Genomic DNA, 21490 nt, shown 5'->3' with positions numbered 1-21490 from the left:
GCCGCGATGACGCGCGGTGTCGGTTCGGCAACAGGCCAGGGTGGGCCGTAACGATGGGGTGCCGATTCCCTTTGTTGCGGCGCCTCCGGCTGGGTCCAGTCCTACCCTGAAGCATGGGCAAGATTGGTTTGGCATTTACGCTAATGGGTACCTCGGCACTTCTTCCCAGCTGCTTCGCTGAGGCGGTACCTTGCCCGGCGATCGCGCAGGCGTCTGGCGTATCGATCACGGTCGCTGCCGACTACGTGGACACAGTTGCTTCATTGAGGATGAAGGCGTGCCAGGACGGGACATGCACCGAAGCGGATGTGGTTTTGAACCCAGGCTCCATCGCCGTGGACCAGGGGTGCTCCCCTGAAGGCGTGTGCTCCGCAACGTCCTCGCCCGATGGCACCATGACCGGCTTCCTGGGACTGCCAGCGCTCTCAGAAAGTCCGCTTGAAGCGACAGTATCCGGCACCTCTCCATCCGGAACCGCATTGCCTGTGCGGACGCTGACGTTCACGCCCAAGGCAGACTACCCGTTTGGTGAGCAGTGGGGCCGTTTCATCACCGCCAATGTGGTGCTTGACGGGAAGGGGCTGAGGCAGGGGTAACCTCACGATTCCTCTAGCGATTTGATTTTTTCACGGGTATTCTCATCTGACCTGCCTGATGGTCGAATCCTGGGGGTGTTGTGCACCGCTCTGAGCAGCCCATCCGTGACACGTTTTCGGTTACGGCATCCATCCGTCCTGCCGTCGACGCCCCTGCGCCCAGCGCAACTGCGCCCAACGCAACTGTGGGAACCGTGGACCTCACCGCTGGGATCCGTAATAAACATGGCAGCGAATTGAACGAACTTCGCGAGGCACTAATCGGGTCTTCACAGCGCGGGTCACGCCACAGCGGCCGACGCCATTATCGAATGAGCCCCACCTCATCATTCGAAGACGAGAACATCAACGTGACGATCGTCGTGGAGACCGTGGAATGGGGATGGTTCGCCGCTGGGCCGGCTCCACAAGGAACATGTGTCACCGTGTCCATTGCTGCTCATCGCAAGGACAGTGGAATACAGGCCCCGCTTTCGTTGGCCGAGTGCGACGCGTGGCTTCGAGCGCTCCTGCCCAGCCCGTGGATGCCACACGTTTACCGATGCTGCTGCTCCCCCGGGTCCGCGAGTTCCGGCGTCGTTTCCTACAGGTTGTTTCTTGATGCGCGCTATAAACCGACGCCAAAACCAGCGGAGGTGCTCGCGGAAGGCTGCCAACCACTTCAACTTCACTAGAGTTTTCGCATCATGGAAACTCAGTTCCGATATTAAACACAATCGGGCATTGGAATTAGCACTTCCGAAACACTCGCCTCATAGCGTCATCTGTGACCCCGGCCGTGAGCCTTCACGGCCTCTCACAGATAGGCGCCATCTTGAAGACTCCCGCACTTGCTGTTGCTGTGAGCCCAGCGGCAAAGAAGCCCCTCTACAAATCCCTGTTTTTCCAGATCCTGGTGGCCGTGGTGCTGGGGGTCGCCATCGGCTACTTCTGGCCCGGCATCGGGTCTGCGCTTCGCCCCCTTGGCGACGGCTTTATTCAACTCATCAAGATGATCATCGCGCCGCTGATATTCCTGGTCATCGTCACTGGCATCTCGGCCGTGGGTGACGTGAAGTCCGTTGGCCGCGTGGGAGTCAAAGCCCTCGTCTACTTCACCGCCGCCACACTTTTCGCGCTGGCGTTCGGGCTGCTTGTGGCCAACATCGTCCAGCCGGGAGCAGGGTTGAACATTGATCCGGCTTCCCTGTCAGCGGAAGCGGTCAACGCCAAGACCACCACGGCCCCGCCCAAGGACGCAGGGCAGTTCCTGCTGGGCATCATTCCCACCAGCGTGGTTGGAGCCTTCGCATCCAACACGCTGTTGCAGGTCCTCTGTTTCGCGGTCTTCTTCGGGGCGGCCATCGTGGTTGTGGGACGGGAGAAGTGCAAGCCCGTCATCGACCTCATGGAGACCACCCTGGAACTCTTCTTCAAGATCATGTCCTGGGTGATGAGGGTTGCCCCGGTAGGCGCCTTCGGGGCAATGGCATTCATCATCGGCCAGTACGGGCTGAGTTCGTTGAGTACCTACGCCCTGCTGGTGGCGGCATGCTACGGCTCGGCACTGGTCTTTGTCGGCTTGCTCTTCATTGTGGCCTGGGTTTACCCACGCGTCCCGCTGTGGCAGTTCATCAAGTACTCCCGCGAAGAGTTCCTCCTGGCACTGGGCACGGCATCCACGGAATCAGTACTGCCGCGAATCATGACCAAGCTGAGCAACGCTGGATGTTCCCGCGCAACCACTGGGCTGGTGGTTCCTACGGGCTACTCTTTCAACCTCGACGGCGCCGCGCTCTACCTTTCAATCTCATTGCTCTTCCTCGCCCAGGCATTCGGACACAACCTCGACTTGGGCCAACAGCTGGCTGCCCTCGGAGTTCTGATGTTGACCTCCAAGGGCATGGCGGGTGTTCCCGGCTCTGCCTTCCTGGCCCTTTCCGCTACTGCCGGGGCTTTGGGAATCTTCCCCGTGGCGGGCGTGGCACTGCTCCTCGGAGCCGACAGGTTGATGGATTCCATGCGCGTCGTGGTCAACCTGCTCGGCAACTGCGTTGCCACGTTTGTGGTGTCCAAGTGGGAGGGACAATTCGATCGCGAGGCGATGCTGGCCGCCTTCCGAGGGGAAATCACGACGCTGGAAACCACCACTCCGGAACCCACGACGCCGGAAGCCAGCAAAGCGGCGACGGAACCTTCGGTGCCCGTTTCGGCGTAGTCAGCAGCTTTGTCCCTGTCGGTGCCGGATGCGAAAATAATAAGTAGCCTGACAGTTATAGACTTTCTCCGGAACGGGATGACCGATGAGCTCCAATGAGAGGCAACTGGCCCTTGTCACAGGTGCATCCACTGGCATCGGCTACGAGCTTGCGCGGCAGTTCCTCAGCAATGGATTCGACACGATCATCGTCGCGGAAAATGATGGGATCCATGAAGCAGCCCAACGCCTGGGAAACCTCGGCGGTGCCGTAATAGTGGAACAAATCGATCTCGCCGACAGGCAAGGTGTGGAGCAATTGCGCACGGCAGTTTCAGCCCTCGGAAGGCCACTTGACGCGGTGGCCCTCAATGCGGGGATCGGCGTAGGAGGGCCCTTTGCGGAGACGGTCCTTGACCAGGAAATCAGAATCATCGATTTGAACGTGACCTCAACAGTCGCCCTCGCCAAGTGGATCGCCGTGGACATGGTGCAGCGCGGTCAAGGAAGAATACTGTTCACCTCCTCAGTCATTGCCCGGGGGCCAGCGCCGTTTCAGGCCGTCTACGGCGCATCAAAGGCGTTCGTGCAGTCCTTTGGACAAGCGCTGAGGAATGAACTGCGGGACGCAGGGGTCACTGTCACCACCCTGCTCCCGGGCCCCACGGAGACGGCGTTCTTTGAACGAGCAGAGCTGATGGACACGAAGGTAGGGACCGAGGAGAAGGACGATCCGGCCCAGGTTGCCGAGCAGGGCTTCAAAGCAATGATGAAAGGCGAGGGAAATGTGCTGGGCGGCTCCCTGAAATCCCGCATAATGGGGCTCGGCAGCAACGTCGCGCCGGATGCCGCGGGAGCGCAGTTCAACCGGCATTTGAGCGAGCCAGGATCGGGTGACAGCTAACTGCCAACAGCACGCCGGTACGTGCTCGGCGTGAAACCCAGGTACTTCCGGAAGTCGTTCGTGAGGTGTGCGTGGTCGGCGTAGCCAAGCTCGGCAGCGATGTCCGCAAGATCACTGGAGGGATCCAAACGAGCCCTCTCTGCGGCGTCCTGCAGGCGACGGCGACGGATCAGCACTGACGGGCTGAGTCCGATGTATTTCGTCGCAATTCGCTGGAGCGTCCGCCCCGAGACAGCAAGGCGCGCCGCTACGTCCTCAATCCGGACCACCTCCGGATCGGAGGCAATAGTGTCCATCATCCGGTTTGCCAGCAGGGCATCTTCGGAAGGTACGTAGTCCAAAGAATCCAGCCACGACGCAAAGGCGTCCACTGCCCGCTCACGGCGGGAGCCGCCGTCGGGGGCGTTCATGGCCTGAGCAGCAGCATTCATGGCCCGTGCGACGGAACGGTGGAGGTCCTCCAACGGCAAGACCACCTCGGCATCACGCAAGCTGCCGGGATTCTCCGTGAACACCGGAACTGCAGCCGGGCGCAACAGCGCTCCCACTGCCCAGCCGCGGCCATTCAAGTCGCGATACGCGGCACGGGTTGTGGGACCCGAGAAGGCCACGTCATCCAACTGCACAACGAGGTTGGAGGCAGGGTAGGCGATCAGATGCTGGCGGGAAGTGCGGCCCGGCTCAATGTCCCATTCGGGAATCCAGAACCATTGGACAAGATGCGCGACCGACTCCGGTGCCGCTAAACGGTTGAACGTGGGAAGCCTCGCCGGGTACAGAATGCCCTTGAACGAACTATCCACGTGCCACCTCCCACAAAGTCTGTCGCRAATTTCCAAGCGCCGCAGCCAGCCCTGCCCGTAGCGTCGTGGACATGACAGATAGTACAAGCACAGAGTCAACCACGGCCGCCCACGGCAAGTACACCACCCACGGCGTCCCCAACGGCCTGACCAGCCTGACACCCTTCCTCGCCATACCCGATGCCAAAAATGCGATCGCGTTCTACCGGGACGTTTTCGGGGCACGGGTTGTTGGCACCACCGAGATGGGCGGAGTTGTGGTCCATGCCGAACTCGACCTCGGGAACGGCCACCTGCAGCTCGGCGAGCCCAACCCGGAATACCATTTGGTCCCGGCGCCCGGCGGCGATGACGACTGCTACTCCCTGGGCTTCTATTGCCCGGACGCTGACGCGCTTGTCCAACGAGCGGAACAAGCGGGCGCCATCATCCGTGAACCACTCACCACGTTCGTTTCAGGGGATCGATACGCCAGCATCCGCGATCCCTTCGGCGTCCGCTGGTCCATCATGACGCGCGTGGAAGATCTCTCCGAAGAGGAAAGCAACCGTCGAGTTGAGGAGTGGGCGGCCCAGCAGGGTTAGGAAAGGCACAGGCAGAACGGGTGGCCAGCCGGATCAAGGAACACCCTGAAGGTGGTCCCCGGCTGGTGCTCGGCCTTGCTCGCACCGAGCGAAAGCGCCACTTCCTCACCCTTGTCCAGGTCCTCCACCATGAGGTCAAGGTGCATTTGCTGAGGAACTGTTTGCCCCGGCCATTCAGGCGCGTGATACGACTCGACCTGTTGGAAAGCAATGCAGTTGTTCCCATCGCTGGGGCGGATCTCGAACCAATCGGTTTCGCCCTTCACGTCCCAGCCCAGCAGTTCGCCATAAAAGGCGGCAAGGGCGGGCGCATCCGGACAATCAATAACAACACTCGGGTATCGGGCTATTGCCATTTTTGCTAAACCTCGTCTGCCGTTTTCTTCATTCGGGCCAGTGCACTCTTGGTGCCCCTTTGGGTAAGAACGTGGACCACTGCGCCAACACCCGCAGAAACCACAGCGAACACGAGCACTCCCGGCAAGGAATCGTTCAGATCAGTTCCGTCTTTGGGGGCAGGTTTTCCTGTCTTTTTCTCCCAGAGCCCTTCAAGCGTCTTGTTTGCCAGCACTCCAGCTCCAAGGCTGACTGCCAGGCCGAACAATTTCACCAGCAAATTCACGAAAGAATCCTCCATCTGATCGTGCGGGGTAAACCCTGTCAAACACAAAAGGAAGGCGGGGCCGCTGCAACCGCAACGGCCCCGCCCGAATTCCTAGTCGTTCTTGAAAGCGTCCTTTACCTTTTCGCCAGCACCCTTGAGGTCGGCTTTTGTTTGCTCGCCTTTGCCTTCGGCTTCAAGGCGCTCGTTGTCGGTAAGCTTTCCGGCAGCTTCCTTAGCCTTGCCTGCGATCTTCTCGCCAGCGTTCTCCATCTTGTCGTCAGCACCCATGTCGCACCTCTTCCTTGTAGTGAACCTGTACCTCTACAACATCACTAATCAGTGTACTTAGCAATATTTGGGGTGGCGCTGCTTGTCGAAGCCGCCTGTTTAAAGCTCCCCGAACCCCTCGCCCACCAACCGCCCGACATATTGAACGGCCCTTGCGGCGTCCTTGCCACGGGCCTCCACGCGCAGGGTTGCGCCCCGCCCGGCGGCGAGCGTCATGAGCGCCATCATGGACGTCCCGTCGACGTCGTTGATTGTCACCTCAGCATCAAGGCCAGACAATCCTCCGGCTATCTTGGCTGCAGGCCGCGCGTGGATGCCCATGGGATTAATGAGCTCGAAATCGCCGGCAGCATCCGGTTCCCGGGATTCATCAGGACTGCCCGGCGCGTCAGTACCGGCCGAAGCCCCGAATCCAACCGCTTCTGCAGCCTTACGCACCTCCTCGACGCCAGCCCCGCCCTGGGCGGCAACGGCCGCGGCCACGAGCCCTTCAACCAAAGGCGCATCGGCAAGCAGTATGGCGTCAGGATCACTGGCGAATTCGATCGCAGACTCAGCTGTCATGACTGCAGAGCCCAGATCCGTCAGCACCACAACGCCATCGCCTCCCGCATCAATCAACGACTGCTCGACGGCGGCCAGCACCTTCTCGAGGCTGGTGCCAATCCGTGCGTCGTCAGTGCCCCCGGCGGCGACGAGTTCGACGTCGGGCGCCATCTGTGCGGCGAGTTCCACTGCACCTTCAGCGATCTTGCTGCTGTGCGAGACAACCACGATCCCAACCGTCATACGGCGTCGGTTCCCGTGTTTCCTGCGGAGCCGGCCGCTGCTGCTGCCGCGGCGCGCAAGAGCAGTGCCGTGGAGGCCGCTCCTGGATCGCGATGCCCTGCGCTTCGCTCCCCGAGATAACTCGCGCGGCCCTTCCGAGCCACCAGCGGATCGGTGGCCACAGCCCCCACTTCGGCCGCCTCGGCAGCAGCTTGCAGGACGGCGAGCACATCGCCGCCGTCGGACGCCGCGTTCTGCGCTGCCTCAACCGCAGGCGTCCACGCGTCAATCATGGTCTTGTCGCCGGTTTCGGCTTTGCCGCGCGCCACCACTCCGTCGCGAGCAGCGGCGAGCGCGGAAGCAAGCGCCTCTGCATCAATATCGGCGGTGTCCCCTAGCGACGTGGCCGCCCGCAGATATGCCGTTCCATACAGCGGCCCGGCAGCTCCGCCCACCTTGGACATCAGCGCCATCGCAGCCGCCTTAAGGGCAGCTCCCGCAGTTTCCGGCGGCGTCTCGTCCAGCTTCTGCAGAACCGCCTGGAATCCTCTGTCCATGTTCTCGCCGTGGTCCGAATCGCCGATTGGCCGGTCCAGCTCGATCAGTTCCCTTCGATGTTCTGCCATGGCCTTCGCGGAGAGCTTCAGCCAGTCCAGTGCCCATTCAACGCCCAGCCCCATGCTCACGCTCCCCAACGCAGGGCAGCCGTATGAACCGGGGCATCCCACAAACTTGTCAATTCGTCGTCGAGGCGTAGCACGGACACCGAGCAACCTTGCATTTCGAGGGACGTCACGTAGTTCCCCACCAGCGAGCGCTCCACTGTTGCGCCGCGCTCTGCGAGTACCTGGGCGGCCCGGCGATAGACGATGTAGAGCTCACTCTGCGGCGTGCCGCCCATGCCGTTCACGAACAGCAGCACCCTGTCGCCGGAGGAGAGGGAGAGATCCTCAAGCACGGGCTCCAATAGACGGTCGGTGATCGCGTCGGCGCTTTCCATGGCGATCCTGTGCCGTCCAGGTTCACCATGGATGCCGATGCCGATCTCGATTTCGTCCTCCGCCAGCTCGAAGCTCGGCGTACCTGCGTGCGGAACTGTGCAGCCGGAGAGGGCGACTCCCATGGTCCGGACGTTGGCGGCGACCCGCTCCGCGATGGCGGCAACGGCTTCAAGATCGTCTCCACGCTCAGCGGCAGCACCCGCTATCTTCTCTACGAGGACCGTCCCGCCCACTCCACGCCGGCCCGCCGTGTACAGCGAGTCCTCCACGGCGACGTCGTCGTTGACCAACACCGAACGTACGTGGACGCCTTCGGCCTGTGCCATCTCCGCCGCAGTCTCAAAGTTCAGGACGTCGCCTGTGTAGTTCTTGACGATATGCACGACGCCGGCACCTGAGTCGACAGCGACGGTCGCCGGTATGATCTGGTCGGGCGTGGGCGAGGTGAAGACGGCGCCGGGGACAGCGGCGTCGAGCATTCCGAGGCCTACGAAACCAGCATGCAGCGGCTCGTGGCCGCTACCCCCGCCGGATACCAGGGCAACCTTGCCCGCAACAGGTGCGCCTTTCCGGACGACGTATTTGGGGTCGGGATGGACGTCCACAATGTCGGCATGGGCCATGCCGAAGCCTTCGACGGACTCGTCCACCACTGCGCGGGGATCATTGATGAGCTTTTTCATTGGATGCTCCTGGGCGTGCTGTGGCTGGTGCTCTGACCCTACTACCGGGCCCCGGGCACATGGTAGGCCTCCTCGCATGCAGAAGCCGCGAGCGCCCGTTAAAGGCCGTAGGGACAGCCCCGGAGAGCTGTCCCTACCGCAGTGAAGCTTAATCCTGATGGTGCCCAGGCTCCGCGGCGGTGCGCGCAGGAGTGGAGGCCGCTTCAGTCCGCGAATGGAAGTCGAGCCAAAATGCGGAGTACAGGTCCGGGTTGGCGTGGGCCGTCCCCGGCCAGAAGGATTCGTTCGGCCAGGAACCGTGGGGGATGTCTATCTGGAAAGCTGAAAAGTCCGGAAACGTGACGCGATCTTGCATGGTCCGACCCTTAACCGTTCAGCACGGCGTCGCCGCCGGCAGTGACCACGTCTTCGAGCAGCACGGTCTGATTCATAACAACCGGCTGTTCCGTGGTGGGAAGTCCCACTACGTGCCCGAAGCTGAACATGTTCTTCGGATCCAACTCCGCCTTGGCCTTCTTAAGACGTTCACGCGCACTGGGGCCCCAGGGCCGCTCCCTGTCCTCGGCATCCACAAAGTGCCCATGGAGGTTCACAAATGTGCCGGGATTGGCAGCGGGACGAAGGTCTGTATGGACGGCATCGAAAACTGCGGGCAGCATCTCAACAACAGGAGGCGCGGCAATGGCAACCATGTAGAAGCTGAACGCCGCGTCACGGCCGCCCACACTGTCCTCGCCCTCCGCGCTCTTGGCGAGGGCGCCGCCCAGCAGCCGGAGTTCGGCCAGCAACACCGGGCTCTCAACGCCCGGACCGAAGTGCCGGAGGATTGCCTCCGCTGCGTCCTCGTCCAAACGGTCAAGCAGGAAGCCACGCTCGCGAACGGGGACTGGCTGGTCCGGATCCTGGTGGATCGTGTCGAATTGGCTTGCTTCCAAGGGGCCGGTGGCGTCCATCATGAACGGGGCGCTTCGGCGCATGGGCTCCAGCAGGTCCGATGCTGCAGCCAGGTCCCCTTGGTAGGCGTAGCGGAGGTGGATCACAAACTTTCCCCGCAACGGCTCCGGAATCATCTCCATCTGCGGAAGGCGCAAAAACGCCAACGACGCCGACGCCTCCGCGGGTAGCGATGGCACCCATTCCCTAAACGCCGCCAGGACTTCCGGGGCGTGTCCGCCGTCGAAGTACACGCCACCTGCGTAGAGATCGGCGGCTGGGAAAAGGTGGAATTCCATGGCGGTCACAATGCCGAGATTGCCCTTGCCGCCTCGCAGGAGGAAGAACAGCTCAGGGTTCTCGTCCCTGGTGACCCTTTGCTGGGTGCCGTCTGCTGTGACCAGCTCGAAAGCGATGACATGATCCGAGGCGAAGCCGTACTTACGTCCCAGGATGGGCAGGCCCCCGCCCAGCGTGTAACCCACCACGCCGACGTCACTGGTGGAACCACACAGCCCCATCAAACCGAAGGTTGCAGCAAGCTCAACCACAGCCTTCCATCGAACACCGGCCCCCACCCTGGCAGTCTTCTCAAGGGGGTCCATGCTGAGTTCCAGCATGCGGCGGGTACTGATAAGCATCCCGCCTTCTATCGCGTTTGTTGCACCATGCCCCGTGGACTGGACGGCTACGGGCATTCCCCGTTCCGCCGCCCATCTGATAGCCGCCGAAACGTCCTCTGCGTCGAGGGCGCCGAAGGCAAGATCCGGCTGGTGTTGAGTAGAGAGGTTGAAGGCCGATATCTCGGCTGCGAAACCGGGGTCGGCAGGCGTGAACACGGGACCGCGCACGCTGAGTTGGAGTTCTGAAACGCTTGAATTACCAGAAAACGACGCGTGGGACTGCATGATCTTCTCTCGATTGACCGAATGGCGGAAGCTCCCCAGCAAGCCTCGATCAGTTTATCCATCAACTTTAGATAAGAGAAGGGTTTTAAATCACGCATAATGCGGGCAGGGTTGGAGTCCGCCTCAGTTAGCCCTTGTTGCCGGTCTTCTTAGAGGTGCTTGATCATGCGCGTATTGCCCAAGGTATTCGGCTTTACCCGGGCCAGATCCAGGAATTCCGCCACGCCTTCGTCATGCGAGCGCAGCAGTTCCGAGTACACCTGCGGGTCCACGGCCGACTGGTCCTCCATGACCTCGAAGCCGTGACGCTTGAAAAATTCCACTTCAAACGTCAGGCAGAAAACCCGGCTCACGCCAAGCTCCTTGGCTTTTTCCAGGAGATCCTCCACCAGCACGTGCCCCACGCCCCGCCCCCGCCACGTGTCCGCAGCGGCAAGGGTGCGGATCTCGGCCAGGTCCTCCCACATAACGTGCAGGGCCCCGCAGCCGATCACGTCGCCGTCATGGGATTCGGCAATCCGGAATTCCTGGAGGCTCTCGTAGTACGCCACAGTTTCCTTGGCCATCAAAATCCGCTGTTCCGCGAGGGGGGCAACCAGCCTCTTAATCGCCGCCACATCACTAGTACGGGCAGGACGAAGGCTAAAGGTCGAATTCACTCCCCCATCCTAACGAGACAAAGAGGAGCCCGACCGCGCATGACCTACGCCGGGGCTGAGCCGGGCGGCGCTGACGGACGCCATGGTCACCATTTAGTACCGGAGGGCCGCCGCGAGGCGCTGGTCCTGGGCTATTTGCGTAGCGTGCGTCTAAGCGAGGCACGAGCGAGCACGCGGCAAATGGCGCAGGTCCAGCGCCGGACTCACGCCAGACCCAGCAACGGACTAGATCCCCAACTCCTCCGGCAGCGCCACGTCCTCGCCCAGCACCTGCTTTGCCAGGAAGTGCTCCACGACTCCGTACCAAACCTTCGCGTGCTGCGGCTGGAGGATCCAGTGGTTTTCGTCGGGGAAGTAGAGGAAGCGGTGCGGGCTCTGGCCGTTGTCGTCTGCGGGCAGCTGCGATGAGGACAACAGTTCGTACCAAAGCCGCAGGCCCTCGCCGATCGGTACGCGATAATCCTTGTCTCCGTGGATCACCAGCATGGGCGTCTTGATGTTGCGTACGTTGAGGTGGGGCGAGTTCTCCATCGCCATCTCGACCGTCATTTCCTTCAGCCAGTACTGCGCTGCGTCGGTGGTGGGGCCGAACTGGTCCAGGGCCCACAAACTGGCGTGGGTCACGATCGCCTTGAAGCGGTCAGTCTGGCCTGCCACCCAGTTTGCCATGTAGCCGCCGAAGGATCCTCCCATCGCCRCAGTCCGTGACTCGTCGATGTCCGCCCGCTCGACTACGGCGTCGGTGATAGCCATGAGGTCCGAGAAGGGCTTTTTGCCCCATTCACCCCAGCCGCGCTGGATGAACTCCTGGCCGTAACCTGTGGAGAGGGCGGGGTCGGGCAGCAGTACGGCATAGCCCTTTGCGACCAGCAGCCAGGGGTTCCAACGCCAGGTCCAGGCGTTCCATGAGCCCAGCGGTCCACCGTGGATCCACAGCAGGAGGGGCGCCGGGCGGTCCGCGGATGCACCTTCCGGGAGCGCCAGGTAAGCCGGCACGCGCGAGCCGTCCTCCGCCGTCGTTTCCACGCGTTCGAGGTGGCCCTTGTACGTTGGCCGTTCCGCGGGTGCCTGCAACCTCACCACATCTCCGGAAGCGAGGTCGATCCGCACAGCTTCAGCGGGGAACTCGTAGGAGCTCCGCAGTGCGTACGCTGTGGTCCCGTCCGGCGAAACCACGACGTCGGAATACGCCGCAGCGTCTTTCGTCACCCGTGTTACTGCTCCATCGGCAACGTCGATCCGGAAAAGCGGCGACGCGCCGTCGTCGTCCGCTTTCACCAGAATGGCATTGCCTTGCGGGAGCCACTCCAAGGCAGTAGCCCAGCGGTCCCATTGGTGTGCGAGCGGCTCCAGGTCAGTCGTTTCGCTGCCCGATACGTCCAGCAGGTGCAGCTTGATCTGCGGAGCCTGGGTGGGCGTGGTGTCACTTTCGCTCTCCACAACCAACGTGCGGTTGTCCGGGCTGACGGGCCCAGGGAAGTAGCTCATTCCCTCGCGGTCCAGAAGTACCTTCACAGCCCCAGTGGCGACGTCGACGGCGGCAAGCACCTCACGGCTGTCGGCCTTGGCGAGGGCTTTTGTAAGGCTGGTGTAGATGGTCTTGCCGTCCGGACTAACCACAGTTTTGGCTTCCCGAAGCGAGCCTCCGACGCCGGGCGTCAGGTTCCTCAGCTTAAGCGGCGTTGGCGCGTCAACGGTGGTTGGTTTGCCGGCCTCCTTCTCCTCACCTGGCTCCACTGCAAACAAGCGCGGTTCGGCAGGACCCAGGTCCGCGTCCCAATAACGGATCGGGTAGCCACTGTGCAGGATGGCGGACACTTTGTTATCTTTGCGGGTCTTGCGGCGTTCTTCGTCGTTCTCCTCAGTGCTGGAACCTGCCAGAACCTCGGCGTTGACGAAGACGGCATCCGCACTCTTTGCCGCCAGGACGGAACTGATCCCGCCGGCGCGCGAGTGCACAACCCGGGCCTCTCCCCCATCGGCAGGGAGCAGCCACAGCGCGTTCACCGGATCGGCGTCGGGATCTGCGCTCTCGGGGTCGGGCCTGGAGGACGTGAAGTAGAGATCACCGTTGGCGGCAAAGGCGGCACCGGCCTCGCCTTTGGAACTCCGGGTGATCCGCCGGGCATGGCTTTGGCCGGTGGGGTCGATCTCCCAGAGTGCGGTGACATACTCGGTGCCCTTGCCATTCAGGGTTGAAACGGTAGTGACCAGGCGCTTGCCGTCCGGGCTGAGCGTGAGACCACTGACTCGAGGAATGGAGAGGTAGTGGTCGATGTCGTGGAAGGGAGTTTCAGGTGGCGTGCCCGGGGTTGGGGTGTCAGTGGAATCCATGCTTCGATTCAACACGTATTGTGTCGCCGATCACAGGGTGGTTCACTCAGAGTGAAACAGTACTTTCAGATATTCCGGCGTTGGTGTGGATACTGGCGGTGTCGGCGCCATTTACCGCTTGCTGCTCCTTCGTCGCTTTGACGCAAGCTACGCAAATGCCTCCGGCACCGCCAGTGGGAGGTCTCTTAACGCCGAAGCCCCGCCCACTCCTTGGGGAATGGGCGGGGCTTGTTGCCTCGTTAGCTGAGTCGTGCGCTTTACGCGGTAGGAGCGATCTCCGGGATCCGCGGCTTGGCGTTGCCTGCAAACGTGAACTTGGCGTCGTCGCCTTCGCCGTCCACATCCACCACCACGATGTCACCGGAGTGCAATTCGCCGAAGAGGATCTTCTCGGAGAGCTGGTCCTCGATCTCGCGCTGGATGGTGCGGCGCAGAGGCCGGGCACCCATTGCGGGATCGTAGCCACGAGTGGCCAGAAGAACCTTTGCTGCCGTGGTGAGCTCGATGCCCATGTCCTTGTCCTTGAGGCGACGCTCCAGGCGGGTAACGAACATGTCCACGATCTCGATGATCTCGTCCTGGGTGAGCTGCGGGAACACCACAACATCGTCAACACGGTTGAGGAACTCGGGGCGGAAGTGCTGCTTGAGCTCCTCCGTGACCCGGGCACGCATCCGGTTGTAACCAGTCTGGGTATCCGTGCCGGACTGGAAGCCGGTAGCGACGCTCTTGGAGATGTCGCGGGTACCCAGGTTGGTGGTCATGATGATCACGGTGTTCTTGAAGTCCACCACGCGGCCCTGGGAGTCGGTCAAGCGGCCATCTTCCAGGATCTGCAGGAGCGAGTTGAAGAGGTCCGCGTGGGCCTTCTCAACTTCGTCGAACAGGACCACGGAGAACGGACGGCGACGAACCTTCTCGGTGAGCTGGCCGCCTTCTTCGTAGCCAACATAGCCCGGAGGTGCACCGAAGAGCCGCGAAACCGTGTGCTTCTCGGAGTACTCGGACATGTCCAGCGTGATGAGGGCATCCTCTTCACCGAACAGGAACTCGGCAAGGGCCTTCGCGAGCTCGGTCTTGCCGACACCCGTAGGCCCGGCGAAGATGAAAGAGCCACCGGGACGCTTGGGGTCCTTCAGGCCTGCACGTGTACGGCGGATAGCCTGGGACAGGGCCCTGATGGCCTCGTCCTGGCCGACGACGCGCTTGTGCAGTTCGTCTTCCATCTTGAGGAGCCGCGAGGACTCTTCCTCGGTGAGCTTGAAGACGGGGATGCCGGTGGAGTTCGCAAGAACCTCGGCGATCAGGTCTTCATCAACCTCGGAGATGTCATCCATGCCGCCGGACTTCCAGTTGCGTTCCTTCTCAGCGCGTTCGGCAATGAGCTTCTGCTCTTTGTCGCGCAGCGAAGCGGCACCCTCAAAGTCCTGGGCGTCGATGGCGGATTCCTTCTCCATCTTGACGTCGGCAATGCGCTCGTCCATGGCCTTGAGCTCCGGCGGAGCGGTCATGCGGCGGATACGCAGGCGTGCACCGGCTTCATCGATGAGGTCGATCGCCTTGTCCGGCAGGAAGCGGTCCGAAATGTAGCGTTCGGCCAGCTGCGCGGCTGAGGCGAGGGCGCCGTCGGTAATCGTTACGCGGTGGTGTGCCTCGTAGCGGTCCCGCAGGCCCTTCAGGATCTCGATCGCGTGAGCGACGGAAGGCTCCTTGACCTGGATCGGCTGGAAGCGGCGCTCAAGGGCAGCGTCCTTCTCAATGTGCTTGCGGTACTCATCCAACGTGGTGGCACCAATGGTCTGGAGTTCACCACGGGCAAGCATCGGCTTCAGGATGGATGCAGCATCGATCGCGCCCTCAGCAGCACCTGCACCAACGAGGGTGTGGATCTCGTCAATGAAGAGGATGATGTCGCCGCGTGTGCGGATCTCCTTGAGGACCTTCTTCAGGCGCTCTTCGAAGTCGCCACGGTAGCGTGAGCCGGCAACCAGTGAACCAAGGTCAAGCGTGTACAGCTGCTTGTCCTTGATGGTTTCCGGGACGTCGCCGCGGACAATCGCCTGGGCGAGGCCTTCGACGACGGCAGTCTTACCGACGCCGGGCTCACCGATGAGCACTGGGTTGTTCTTGGTACGGCGGGAGAGGACCTGCATGACGCGTTCCATCTCCTGCTCGCGGCCGATCACGGGATCGAGCTTGTTCTCGCGGGCAGCCTGGGTGAGGTTGCGTCCGAACTGGTCCAGTACCACCGAACCTGCGGGAGTTCCCTCCGGCTGGCCCTGGCTGGAACCCGAACCCGCGGTTTCCTTGCCCTGGTAGCCGGAAAGCAGCTGGATGACCTGCTGACGGACCCTGTTGAGGTCCGCACCAAGCTTGACCAGTACCTGGGCAGCAACGCCTTCGCCCTCGCGGATGAGACCGAGCAGGATGTGCTCGGTACCAATGTAATTGTGGCCGAGCTGCAGTGCTTCGCGGAGCGAAAGCTCAAGCACCTTCTTGGCGCGCGGGGTGAAGGGGATGTGCCCGGATGGAGCCTGCTGACCCTGGCCGATGATCTCCTGCACCTGTTCGCGGACGCCATCGAGCGAAATGCTCAGGGATTCAAGCGCCTTGGCGGCAACGCCTTCACCCTCGTGGATCAGACCCAAGAGGATGTGCTCGGTACCAATGTAATTGTGATTGAGCATCCGTGCCTCTTCTTGGGCAAGGACAACCACGCGACGGGCACGGTCCGTAAATCTCTCAAACATTTCGCCACACTCCTAGCTACGACGTACTTTGATGCTACGTGCCGGAGCCCGACTTTTGGAGCGTGTTCGCCACAGGGGAAACATGACGCCCGGCGGAATAAACCTGGCACCCCCCTCGCAGCCGGGATGCCCGCCCGCGGAACGCCTGTCGCATACCCGTGCCGGCCTCGTGAAGGACGTGGTCACGCCTCCTGAAGGACGTGGTCAGCCGTCCAGGGCAGCGGCAGGACTCGAGCCCCTCGGCTTGGCCAGTCGTTTTGACCACACGCTTTGACCAGTCCCAAAAGGGCCGGATAATCCCCACTCCAGGCGCCGGAAGGATTCACGGAATATTCCAAGACCTGGTTCAGGCACCCTTGGGAAGGCTTGGCAACAAACTACGGGCTTAAAAACCTAATGCCCCGGCAGAAGCTGCCGGGGCATTGAAGGCGGGTGAATCAGGAATTGGCCTTCTGGTACGCTTCCTGAATTTCAGCCTGAATACGTCCGCGACTGTTTACGGTGTAACCGTTGTCACGGGCCCATTGACGGATCTGTGCCGAATCCTGGTTTCGAGTGGCAGTCGCACGGCCACGTGTTGCACGGCCCGAAGAGGTCTTCCTGGCCTTGGCTACGTAGGGCTCCAGTGCTTTGCGCAAAGATTCTGCGTTAGCGGTGGACAAGTCCATCTCGTAGCTAACGCCGTCCAGCCCGAAACGGACAGTTTCGTCCGCTGACCCTTCATCCAGGTCATCGACGAGGATGATTTTAACTTTCTGTGCCATGAGTAGCCTCTCTTTTGGAGGGTTGGATAATCAGAAATTTGAGGGTTCCTATTCCTGATTATCGTTCACGCCAAGCACACACGTCAAAGGCACATTTGGGTTTCCAGCTAAGGACACCCAATTTGCAGCCTATTTAGCTGCCGGGCCTTCACTCTCAGGGCCGGAATTGCGCAAATTGGCCTCTGCTTGGGCGCGGGCTTCTGCTTGCCGCTCGGATTTGTCCGCATTGAAGATGGACTTCATGGCAAACCAGAAGATCAAACCAACAACGACCGATGGCGCCAGGACTGCGATGTATTCCATGATCAGTGTCCTTCGGGCTTCAGTAAGGGGAACAGAATGGTTTCGCGGATACCTGCACCAGTGAACAACATGACAAGGCGATCGATGCCGAGCCCGATGCCACCCATGGGCGGGGCACCGTATTCAAGGGCGCGAAGGAAGTCTTCGTCGAGTTGCATGGCCTCTACGTCGCCAGCCGCAGAACGGCGTGACTGCTCCGTGAGCCGTTCGCGCTGAATAACGGGGTCAATGAGTTCAGAGAAGGCCGTGCCGCGCTCCATGCCCCCGATAATCAGGTCCCATGCCTCGATGAGCCGGCCGTCTTCGCGATGCGGACGGGCAAGCGGTTGAGCAGACGGCGGGTAGTTGTAGACGAAAGTCGGGTTCAGCAGTGTGGGTTCCACAATCTCGCCAAAGAGCTCAACCACGATCTTCTCGGCGTCCCACTTCGGGTCCACCTTGACCTCGTGCTTGGCAGCAATGGCCAGCAGTTCCTCCACTGTGGTGTCGGGAGTGACTTCAACGCCAACCGCTTCAGAAAGCCCCGGGTACACCGCAACCCAAGCCCATTCGCCGTCGAGGTTAATCTCGCCGGCGTCGGTCTGGATGGTACGGGTGCCAACCACGTCCGCCACGTTGAGGATGATTTCTTTCATGCGCTCGGCCATGACGAACTGGTCAGCCCAGGCTTCATAGCACTCAAGGGTGGTGAATTCGGGGCTGTGCGTGGAGTCGACGCCTTCGTTCCGGAACACGCGGCCCATGTCGTAGACGCGGTCGATGCCACCCACTACCGCACGCTTCAGGAAAAGTTCCGTGGCGATGCGCAGGGTCATCTTCTGATCGAACGCGTTCATGTGCGTCTCGAACGGACGGGCCGTGGCACCACCATGGACCAGCTGCAGGATGGGGGTCTCCACCTCGACGTAGCCGTGGCGGTCAAGGGTGTCGCGGACAGACCTAGTGATGGCAGCACGCTTATAGACCATCTCGCGGGCTTCATCGCGGACCATGAGGTCCACATAGCGCTGGCGAACACGGGTTTCTTCGTTGAGTTCCGCGTGCAGGACCGGGAGCGGGCGCAGGGCCTTGGAGGCCATGGACCAGGAATCGGCCATGACGGAGAGCTCGCCGCGGCGGGAGGAAATCACCTCGCCCTTGATGAAAACGTGGTCCCCCAGGTCAACCAGGGCTTTCCAATCGGCCAGTGCTTCCTCGCCCACGTTGGCCAGGCTCAGCATTGCCTGGAGACGAACGCCCTTGCCGTCAACGCCACCTTCCTGGAGGGTAGCGAAGCAGAGTTTGCCGGTGTTGCGCACGAACACGACGCGGCCGGTGACGCCTACGATGTCACCGGTGGTCTCGTCGGCTTCCAGGTGCGCATACTTTTCGCGGATCTCGCTCAAGGAATGCGTCCGCTCAACGCCCACGGGATAGGCCTCGGTGCCACGTTCGATCAGCTTGGCGCGCTTGTCCATGCGGATACGCATCTGCTCGCTGGCGTCGATGGGCTCTGCGGAGGTGTTCAGGGCTGGGGTGTTTGCGGAAGTCACAGTCCTTAAGTTTACCGGTGATTACGGGCCTCTACGTCCGGACATAGACTCGGGCTGTGGAGACGTGGACAGTTGAAACGGACGACGGCGGCGGGCAGCTTGAGGTGCACACGTTCCGACCGGCGTCGAAAGCCTCGATTCCTGGTTCGCACGCGCCTACGGAACCGTCCGGCGTCGTCGTTGTCCATGGCACTTTGGTGACCGACTCCCTTTACTGGCCCTTCGCGCGGACCTTGAGTCTCATGCTCGGGCGACCGGTTCATTGCTACAACCGCCGCGGCCGGGGCCACTCAGCGCCGCAACCGCCCGGATACTCCGCCGACACCGAGATCGCCGACCTTCAGGCGGTGATGCGGAGAACAGATTCAAGGGATGTCGTGGCGCACAGTTACGGCGGCTTCGTGGCGCTTCAGGCGGCGCGCAGCACGAAGATCAACCGCTTGGTCACCTACGATGCCGCTGTCTCGTTATCAGGTAATCTCCATGGTCGGTGGCGTCCGGAATTGGAAGCCGCAATTACCGCAGGCCAACTGGACCACGCATGGGCCCATCTGGTGCAGGGTCTGAGAACTGCCGGTCCCATCTCCTACCTGCCGATGGGCGCCTTGCGGATGCTGAGCATCCTCTCTGCACAGACGCGGCTGGGTTCGGAGATGCGCTCCCTGTTGCCCACCGCCGTCGCCGAAATGCGCGCGGTCCTCGACGCCGACGCGCATCTTCACGATTTCACCTCGCTCGTGACTCCGACACTCATGCTTAGCGGCGGCTGGAGTCCGTCCTACTTCGCCGAAACCGGACGCACCCTTGCTGGAGCGGTTCCAGTCATCGACTTCGCTATTGTGCCGTTGCAGTTCCACGAAGGTCCCCTGCGGCCAGGCAGGCGGCTTGCAGCCCGAATCGCCCGCTTCCTTTCAGGAGGCACAGCCCCAATGCCAGCGCGCCCTAGGATAAACCGGTGAGGGAACGCACCATCAAAACGCACGACGGCGGCAAACTCGCCTTGTACAGCTACGGCGCGGAAGACGCACCCGGGGAGCGCCGCGTGGTTCTGGTCGGCGGCGCATTCCTCACGGCCCTGATCTATCGTCCCTTTTCCATCGCCCTCGCGAAGGGCCTCGGAGATGGGTGGGCCGTGGACGTCTACGATCGCAGGGGCCGCGGCGGCTCCAGCGATCAACCACACAACTACTCCATGGTCACGGAAATTGCGGATGTGCGCACCATCATGGACGCCACCGATGCCAGGAACATCCTCGGCCACAGTCTGGGCGGGTCGGTGGCCCTCAACGCTGCGCAGGCATTTGCCGGCACAAGACACCAACCGGACAGGCTCGCCGTTTACGACGCCGCAGTTAATATCGACGGGAGCATGGACACGGATTGGGTGGCCGGCTTCGAGGACTCCGTGAACAAGGGCAACATCAACCTTGCGCTTGCCCGTATGAAACGTGGAATGCATCCCGGAACTGCCCTGGCCCGCGTCCCTGAACCCATACTGGTGGGTCTCATGGCTGTAGTCTCGCGAACCAAGGTCAACACAATGTTCCGTGAACTCATGCCATCCGGCGTCGGAGAACTCAAGGCTGCGTTCGAAGCCACGGAAACTCCGCGCGACTTCTCCGTCCTACCTCCCGGCACCCATTTCATGGTGGGCAAGAAGAGTCCCCAATACTACAAAGTGACGGCCGCGCGTTTGCACGCGGCCGTTCCCGGAAGCACCCTTGAAGTATCGCCAAAGGGCTTCCACGGTTCCGTTCCAGCCGCCGTGAAGGAACTCGTGATGGACATTTCGGACTACTTCAAAAGCTGATTGTTATCCACATATCGTCCTGCATGCTGCCCGCGTTCAGGTGGCTCGGTTAGGCTCAAGACATGACGCGCGAGATCATCACCACAACGGACGGCGGACACCTCGAAGTACTCACCACAGGCGGTGACCTGGCGGCGGCAGGCTCGGGTATTGTGGTCGTGCCCGCCTCAATGGTGACGGCCTCTGACTACACACGTTTCGCGCAGAAACTGAGCGAGTCCCTCGGGCGGCCCGTACATACGTTTAACCGCCGCGGTCGCGGTGAATCATCCGCCCAGCCCGAGGACTACACCCTCGAAGCCGACATCCGGGATCTCGACGCGGTCATGAAACACACATCCAGCACAGACGTTTTCGGGCACAGCTTCGGCGGTGCTGTTGCGCTGCACGCGGCGCGAACCTTACCMGTGGAGCGACTCGCCGTTTACGATCCCGCCGTGTCCGTCAACCACAGCGTCAAAGCCGACTGGACGCCGGAATATGAACGCGCGACGGCGGCCGGAGACTACGATCGCGGACTCGCCGTTCTCATCAAGGGAGTAGAGACAGGAGGCGCCTTCGCACGCATGCCCCTGTCCATGTTGACTCTCGCCACGAAGCTGACGGCCGGAACACCCATGGGTAAGCAGATGCGGGAACTCATGACGTGCGGAGTCCGGGAAATCAAGGCAGTCATCGCTGCCGACATGCCCGCCGAGCCGTTCCTTGAACTGCCCCTGGAAACACTGATCGTGGTGGGCGAGAAAAGCCCCGCATATTTCGGTGTAGCGTGCGGCCAGATCCACGACGTCCTGTCCGGCTCCAGCTACACCATCCTCCCCGGGTTCGGGCACGACGGCCCAAACAAGGCGCCGGACAAGCTCATCGCAGAGTTGTCTGAGTTCTTCTCGGGCTAGGGGAGTTCGCCTCAGGGGTGGGATTTCCCACCTTGCCGTGTCTGGTTTGTTGGTTAAATGGGGGAAGCCCCGACCGTCGTGGTCGGGGCTTTCCCTGTTAATGATTGTCCGGCGGTGTCCTACTCTCCCACACCCTCCCGGGTGCAGTACCATCGGCGCTGTGGGTCTTAGCTTCCGGGTTCGGAATGGGACCG

22 protein-coding genes and 1 rRNA gene are annotated in these 21490 nt (G+C 61.7%); 7 read left to right on the top strand and 16 right to left on the bottom strand.

Features of this window, described 5'->3' with window-relative positions:
- Positions 1-143: 143 nt before the first annotated feature.
- From AC1DCM_RS07550 to AC1DCM_RS07540, 3 genes are all read left to right on the top strand, one after another.
- Entirely contained in the window at positions 144-596 is a 453-nt protein-coding gene (locus AC1DCM_RS07550; protein ID WP_477517840.1) for a hypothetical protein, read from the top strand.
- A gap of 814 nt (positions 597-1410) precedes the next feature.
- Positions 1411-2793, top strand: coding sequence for a cation:dicarboxylate symporter family transporter (locus AC1DCM_RS07545; RefSeq protein WP_477517839.1), 1383 nt, complete (start codon positions 1411-1413; stop codon positions 2791-2793).
- Positions 2794-2878: 85 nt separating this feature from the next.
- Complete coding sequence (locus AC1DCM_RS07540; protein WP_477517838.1) at positions 2879-3676, top strand: SDR family NAD(P)-dependent oxidoreductase; 798 nt, start codon at positions 2879-2881, stop codon at positions 3674-3676.
- On the opposite strand, the gene AC1DCM_RS07535 is transcribed toward AC1DCM_RS07540, so the two are convergent.
- Complete coding sequence (locus AC1DCM_RS07535) at positions 3673-4479, bottom strand: AraC family transcriptional regulator (protein WP_477517837.1); 807 nt, start codon at positions 4477-4479, stop codon at positions 3673-3675. The genes AC1DCM_RS07540 and AC1DCM_RS07535 overlap by 4 nt on opposite strands.
- Positions 4480-4550: 71 nt before the next feature.
- On the opposite strand from AC1DCM_RS07535, the gene AC1DCM_RS07530 reads away from it, so the two are divergent.
- Complete coding sequence (locus AC1DCM_RS07530) at positions 4551-5063, top strand: VOC family protein (RefSeq protein WP_477517836.1); 513 nt, start codon at positions 4551-4553, stop codon at positions 5061-5063.
- On the opposite strand, the gene AC1DCM_RS07525 is transcribed toward AC1DCM_RS07530, so the two are convergent.
- The 14 genes from AC1DCM_RS07525 to lysS form a co-directional block, all read right to left on the bottom strand.
- Positions 5060-5419 (bottom strand): VOC family protein, encoded by a 360-nt coding sequence (locus AC1DCM_RS07525; RefSeq protein ID WP_477517835.1) that lies wholly within the window; start codon positions 5417-5419, stop codon positions 5060-5062. The genes AC1DCM_RS07530 and AC1DCM_RS07525 overlap by 4 nt on opposite strands.
- Before the next feature lie 5 nt (positions 5420-5424).
- Positions 5425-5685, bottom strand: coding sequence for a DUF4235 domain-containing protein (locus AC1DCM_RS07520; protein WP_223947533.1), 261 nt, complete (start codon positions 5683-5685; stop codon positions 5425-5427).
- A gap of 93 nt (positions 5686-5778) precedes the next feature.
- The gene (locus AC1DCM_RS07515) at positions 5779-5955 is read right to left on the bottom strand and encodes a CsbD family protein (protein WP_442006618.1); all 177 of its coding nucleotides are present in this window, start codon (positions 5953-5955) and stop codon (positions 5779-5781) included.
- 99 nt (positions 5956-6054) lie between these two features.
- A complete protein-coding gene (gene dhaM, locus AC1DCM_RS07510; protein ID WP_477517834.1) occupies positions 6055-6744 on the bottom strand; it encodes a dihydroxyacetone kinase phosphoryl donor subunit DhaM in 690 nt (229 codons plus the stop codon).
- Positions 6741-7403: a dihydroxyacetone kinase subunit DhaL gene (gene dhaL, locus AC1DCM_RS07505; protein WP_477517833.1), complete on the bottom strand. Its 663-nt coding sequence runs from the start codon at positions 7401-7403 to the stop codon at positions 6741-6743. Before dhaL ends, dhaM begins: the two co-directional genes overlap by 4 nt.
- Before the next feature lie 2 nt (positions 7404-7405).
- Positions 7406-8407, bottom strand: coding sequence for a dihydroxyacetone kinase subunit DhaK (gene dhaK, locus AC1DCM_RS07500; protein WP_442006621.1), 1002 nt, complete (start codon positions 8405-8407; stop codon positions 7406-7408).
- Positions 8408-8555: 148 nt separating this feature from the next.
- Entirely contained in the window at positions 8556-8762 is a 207-nt protein-coding gene (locus AC1DCM_RS07495) for a hypothetical protein (protein WP_442006622.1), read from the bottom strand.
- A 10-nt stretch (positions 8763-8772) separates the two neighbouring features.
- Complete coding sequence (locus AC1DCM_RS07490; RefSeq protein WP_477517832.1) at positions 8773-10248, bottom strand: FAD-binding oxidoreductase; 1476 nt, start codon at positions 10246-10248, stop codon at positions 8773-8775.
- Between the two features lie 149 nt (positions 10249-10397).
- Positions 10398-10907: an amino-acid N-acetyltransferase gene (locus tag AC1DCM_RS07485; RefSeq protein ID WP_477517831.1), complete on the bottom strand. Its 510-nt coding sequence runs from the start codon at positions 10905-10907 to the stop codon at positions 10398-10400.
- A gap of 225 nt (positions 10908-11132) precedes the next feature.
- Positions 11133-13241, bottom strand: coding sequence for a S9 family peptidase (locus tag AC1DCM_RS07480; protein ID WP_477517830.1), 2109 nt, complete (start codon positions 13239-13241; stop codon positions 11133-11135).
- Positions 13242-13498: 257 nt separating this feature from the next.
- Positions 13499-15991 (bottom strand): ATP-dependent Clp protease ATP-binding subunit, encoded by a 2493-nt coding sequence (locus tag AC1DCM_RS07475; RefSeq protein ID WP_442006626.1) that lies wholly within the window; start codon positions 15989-15991, stop codon positions 13499-13501.
- A gap of 437 nt (positions 15992-16428) precedes the next feature.
- Positions 16429-16755, bottom strand: a complete 327-nt coding sequence (locus AC1DCM_RS07470; RefSeq protein ID WP_223947524.1) for a histone-like nucleoid-structuring protein Lsr2 — start codon at positions 16753-16755, stop codon at positions 16429-16431.
- A 129-nt stretch (positions 16756-16884) separates the two neighbouring features.
- A complete protein-coding gene (locus tag AC1DCM_RS07465; RefSeq protein ID WP_442006627.1) occupies positions 16885-17058 on the bottom strand; it encodes a hypothetical protein in 174 nt (57 codons plus the stop codon).
- A gap of 2 nt (positions 17059-17060) precedes the next feature.
- Complete coding sequence (gene lysS / locus AC1DCM_RS07460) at positions 17061-18590, bottom strand: lysine--tRNA ligase (protein ID WP_477517829.1); 1530 nt, start codon at positions 18588-18590, stop codon at positions 17061-17063.
- 56 nt (positions 18591-18646) lie between these two features.
- Here lysS and AC1DCM_RS07455 point away from each other — a divergent pair, with 56 nt between their 5' ends.
- The 3 genes from AC1DCM_RS07455 (at position 18647) to AC1DCM_RS07445 (ending at position 21296) form a co-directional block, all read left to right on the top strand.
- Positions 18647-19549 (top strand): alpha/beta fold hydrolase, encoded by a 903-nt coding sequence (locus tag AC1DCM_RS07455; protein ID WP_477517828.1) that lies wholly within the window; start codon positions 18647-18649, stop codon positions 19547-19549.
- Positions 19546-20400, top strand: a complete 855-nt coding sequence (locus AC1DCM_RS07450; RefSeq protein ID WP_477517827.1) for an alpha/beta fold hydrolase — start codon at positions 19546-19548, stop codon at positions 20398-20400. The genes AC1DCM_RS07455 and AC1DCM_RS07450 overlap by 4 nt, the downstream gene beginning before the upstream one ends.
- A gap of 62 nt (positions 20401-20462) precedes the next feature.
- Positions 20463-21296, top strand: a complete 834-nt coding sequence (locus AC1DCM_RS07445) for an alpha/beta fold hydrolase (RefSeq protein ID WP_477517826.1) — start codon at positions 20463-20465, stop codon at positions 21294-21296.
- A 106-nt stretch (positions 21297-21402) separates the two neighbouring features.
- Here AC1DCM_RS07445 and rrf read toward each other — a convergent pair.
- Positions 21403-21490, bottom strand: a 5S ribosomal RNA gene (gene rrf, locus AC1DCM_RS07440); the annotation flags it as partial.

It is taken from the genome of Paenarthrobacter sp. 10N417 (genome assembly GCF_056394745.1).
The sequence above is the reverse complement of the archived record's forward strand: the minus strand, read 5'-3'. Positions and strand labels throughout refer to the sequence as shown.